The following is a 3,587-nucleotide window of genomic DNA, read 5'->3' on the forward strand; positions in this document are numbered from 1 at the left end:
GGACTACGGGGGTAGGGGTCGGGAAAGGTCAGGGCAGGTAGAAGTACTGGGGCAGGACGGTGGAAGTGCCGCCGTCGGGCTGCACGAAGTACTGGGCCATCTCGGCCTGCCAGCGGGTGTTGACGTCTTCATCCTCCATGGCGGCCATGGCCGCGGCGGTGTCATCGGATTCGAAATAGCCGACGACGAGTCCGTCCTCGGGCCGTAGGAACAGGGAGTAGTGGCGCCACCCGCAGCGGGTGAGCGCTTGGCGCATGTCCTCCCAGACGTGCTGGTGGACCTCGACGTACTCGGTGAGGCGCTCGGGGCGAACGTGCAGCAGGAAGCAGCAGCGTTGAGGCGAGCGTGCCGAGGTGGTCTCCAGAAGTTCGGTCAGGGTGGCCGGAGCGGTGGAGGGGTCTGATGGTGTCGGCGTGGTGGAGTCGGCGACCGGGGCGGCAGGGGCGCCGGTGGTGGGGGTTTCGGTCATGGAACGTCCTTGTTCGGGGTGTGCTGCGGCCCGAGGGTGCAGCGTCAACGGTGGTGTGAACCGTTTCAACGTAGTTGAGGTTAGTCTGGCTTCGGCTCCGCGTCAACCCCTGCTTCCCCCTTCGTCGAGACCGGCACTTGTGACGTGCCGAAACCGGCACTTGTGACGTGCCGAAACCGGCACTTGTGGCGCGGCGAGACCGGTTGGTGCGGTGGCGGGCCGGCGGTGGTCGGCGCCTTGCCTGTATGGAGTGGGCGTGTGAGACTATGTAACATCCCGATGACGTCCCGAGATGACCAAAGGAGTCGAAGGTGTTCCGTGTTCTGAGCGGCGTCCCGAATCGTCGACCTGCTGTGGCTGCCGCTGCGGCACTGTTGCTGGCGTGTGCGCCGTTGGTGGCGTGCTCGTCGAGCTCGGACGAGGGTGGCCTGGATATCCCCACCTACGACCCCGAGGCGATGGCGTCGGCCGAGGTTTCCGAGTCTGCCGCCGCGGCCGAGGCGTCTGCGTCTGCTGCGGCTTCGGCGGAGGCGGCGGGGGTGGTGACGGCGGAGTCGCTGTCCACCGACCGCTATGTGGTGACGTCTATCCCGGAGGATCTGGATGAGCAGCAGACCGAGGTGCTCAAGGCCTTCATCAACTACGACCAGGTCACCTGGAACATCTGGTTCACCCGTACTGGAGTCGAGAACGCCGAACCACTCATGACCGCAGAAGAATACCAGGACATTAAGGCCAACTACGAGGAGCTCGGCGAGGGTAGGACCGATGGAACTCTGCGTGTATCTATCACCGCAGTTTATGTTAGTTGGCCAATTCGAGCTGAGATTCTGATGTGTGGAGATCAGTCCGATCTCGTTGCATACGATGCTGATGGCAACGACGTCAGTAACCCTGACACTCTCCAAGGTCGTTACGAGACGCTAATTACTATGACGTATGAAGACGGGGTCTGGAAAGAGTCAAAAGAAACGACTCTGTCGGCCAACGAGTGCACGGTGTGAGGGGTCATGAAGTTCGACCGTTATATGGTTCTGTCGTTTCTGATGTCACTGCTGCTTGTGGTGTCGACATGTATTGTCGTTACGCCTGCTGCCTGGGCCAATAAAAAACAGGATAGGAATTATAGCTCGTCGTCTGGTTCGGTGTCTGAGGGTTCTGATGGTTCGGTGACGGTGTCGGTGTCGGCGGAGTTCGTGTCGGCTGCGGCTGATGGGGCTGGTGGTGGGGCGTCGGTGGCCTCGTTGCAGACTGTGGCTGTCACGGTGCATCCGGTGTGTTGGTTTGAGCAGGATCGTACGGGTGCGGAGGTTGCGGAGTGGTTTGAGTCCGGACGGGCTGAGAAGGAGGCGAATACTTACGGCGGTTGGGGTGATCCGTTGTCGATTGTTGAGGGCATGTACCCCGACTATGAGTCGTATGCGGATGACACTGAGGGGTACTGGTATACGCCGTGGTGCTCGTTGGAGTACTTCAGTGGAGACGATTTTTCTGAGTTCAATGAGATTTCCGGGGAGTTCTACGCCAGCAACGGTCCGGTGTATGTGCCTGCGGGTCAGGCGGCGCCGGAGGCGGTGATCGACGGCGCGACGTTGGCGCGGGCGGCGTGGGATGCGATCACGATCCCCACGGCCACCATCGGATACAACCCGACGGTGGGGGAGCGCCGGGCGACGATTGTGGGTATGGATACGTGGATCTGGGCTACTGGTGACACGCCCTCGCAAGTGACGGTGACTGCGACGGCGGGTTCGACCACTGCGACGGTTATTGCGGCTGCTGGTGGTCTGGATCTGGAGCCGACGGATGGTGAGGCCTTCTGCACGGGGTTTGGGGTCCCGTGGACTGAGCAGAATGATCGGGTGGGTACGGACTGTGTCATCGTGTTTGATCGCAGCTCGGCTCACCTGGAGGGCTCGGTGACCCCGGTGGAGGTCAGCGTGGGCTATGCCGCTTCCTACACGGCTTCCGATGGTGCCACCGGTTTTCTGGGTACTCATACGACGGAGACGACCACGACGATCCCGGTGGCAGAGATCCAGACCCTCAACACCCGCCCCACCAAACAACCCTGACAGCCCCGGAGCGGCAGCCGGGCCGAGGCCACCCACCGCCATCGAGGAACTGTCACCGGCGAGTCACCGCGGTTGTTGCGGAGTCGGTGGTCTGGTTGCCGATGTCGGCGGGTTCTTCAGTTAAGGGTGCTCGGGGTGTCGGTTGGTTTGGGTGCTGGGAGGGCGGGGTGTTTCTGTGCGTTGGTGCCGATGTAGGTCAGTAGTTCGGGCATCACGTCTACTGCCTCCTGGGTGTTGCGTGGCCCGTCCAGGCCATTTTCCGGGTGGGGCAGGTTGACGGAAATTATGAAGCCGTCCCCGAACCAGATACCGTACACGTCATCTTCAGAGTTGAATTGTCTGATCCAGAGGTAGGTGTTGCCCTCCAGTTCGGGGATGTCGAGCTTCTGGACGTCGTTCTCGGTGTCCGCTGCCATGGTCTCATCGGTCCACTTATAACCGTTGCCTGCGTCGTATTCATCGTCGCGCCAGTAATCGATGAACATGATGGTGCTGTACAGTTGGTAGCCCTTGGCACTCGTCGCCGGTGGCTTGCCCGACGAAACAGCACAACGGTTGCGAGCGCCGTAGATAAGCGTGTCGTCGCTTCCGATTTGGCTGCCGAGGATTCGGTTGAGTTCGGCGGTCTCGTAGAGGCCGTTGCATACGGTCTCCGGCGGGGGTGCCGGGGGTTCTTCCGTCTCCCAGGGGCGCCACCACACGCCGACAACGCCGATGGCGAGCGCAACGGCCAACGTGAGGGTGAGCAGAATCAATGATCTGCGTCGTTTTGGCTGGCTCGTACAAGGCTCAGGAGCGGCAGCGTCAGAGTTACGGGCGCTGTCATGCTCGCCGGTGGTGTTGGTTGAGTCCATGGTGGGTGTGAGCGTGATGGTGGGGTGAGGGTGTTAGTAGGTGGTGGTGTGTGGTTGCCTGGCCTGGGTGTGTTGAGTCCGTGTTGGAGGCTTCGTCGTCCCTGCTCGCTGGGGGAGTGTTAGGGGTATTGGCCGTGTCGGTTGGTTTGGGTGCTGGGAGGGCGGGGTGTTTCTGTGCGTTGGTGCCGA

At 61.6% G+C, this 3,587-nt stretch carries 4 protein-coding genes; 2 read left to right on the forward strand and 2 right to left on the reverse strand.

What is annotated here, in order from left to right:
• Positions 1-28: 28 nt before the first annotated feature.
• Positions 29-469, reverse strand: a complete 441-nt coding sequence (locus RWX45_RS12885; RefSeq protein ID WP_316024117.1) for an L-rhamnose mutarotase — start codon at positions 467-469, stop codon at positions 29-31.
• 311 nt (positions 470-780) lie between these two features.
• Here RWX45_RS12885 and RWX45_RS12890 point away from each other — a divergent pair, with 311 nt between their 5' ends.
• Together RWX45_RS12890 and RWX45_RS12895 are read left to right on the forward strand one after the other, a co-directional pair.
• Positions 781-1,473 (forward strand): hypothetical protein, encoded by a 693-nt coding sequence (locus RWX45_RS12890; protein ID WP_316024118.1) that lies wholly within the window; start codon positions 781-783, stop codon positions 1,471-1,473.
• Between the two features lie 6 nt (positions 1,474-1,479).
• A complete protein-coding gene (locus RWX45_RS12895) occupies positions 1,480-2,544 on the forward strand; it encodes a hypothetical protein (protein ID WP_316024119.1) in 1,065 nt (354 codons plus the stop codon).
• Positions 2,545-2,660: 116 nt separating this feature from the next.
• Here RWX45_RS12895 and RWX45_RS12900 read toward each other — a convergent pair whose 3' ends face one another.
• Entirely contained in the window at positions 2,661-3,398 is a 738-nt protein-coding gene (locus tag RWX45_RS12900) for a hypothetical protein (RefSeq protein WP_316024120.1), read from the reverse strand.
• Positions 3,399-3,587: the final 189 nt, after the last annotated feature.

The sequence above is a fragment of the Actinomyces sp. MRS3W genome, assembly GCF_032465695.1.
Lineage (GTDB): Bacteria > Actinomycetota > Actinomycetes > Actinomycetales > Actinomycetaceae > Actinomyces.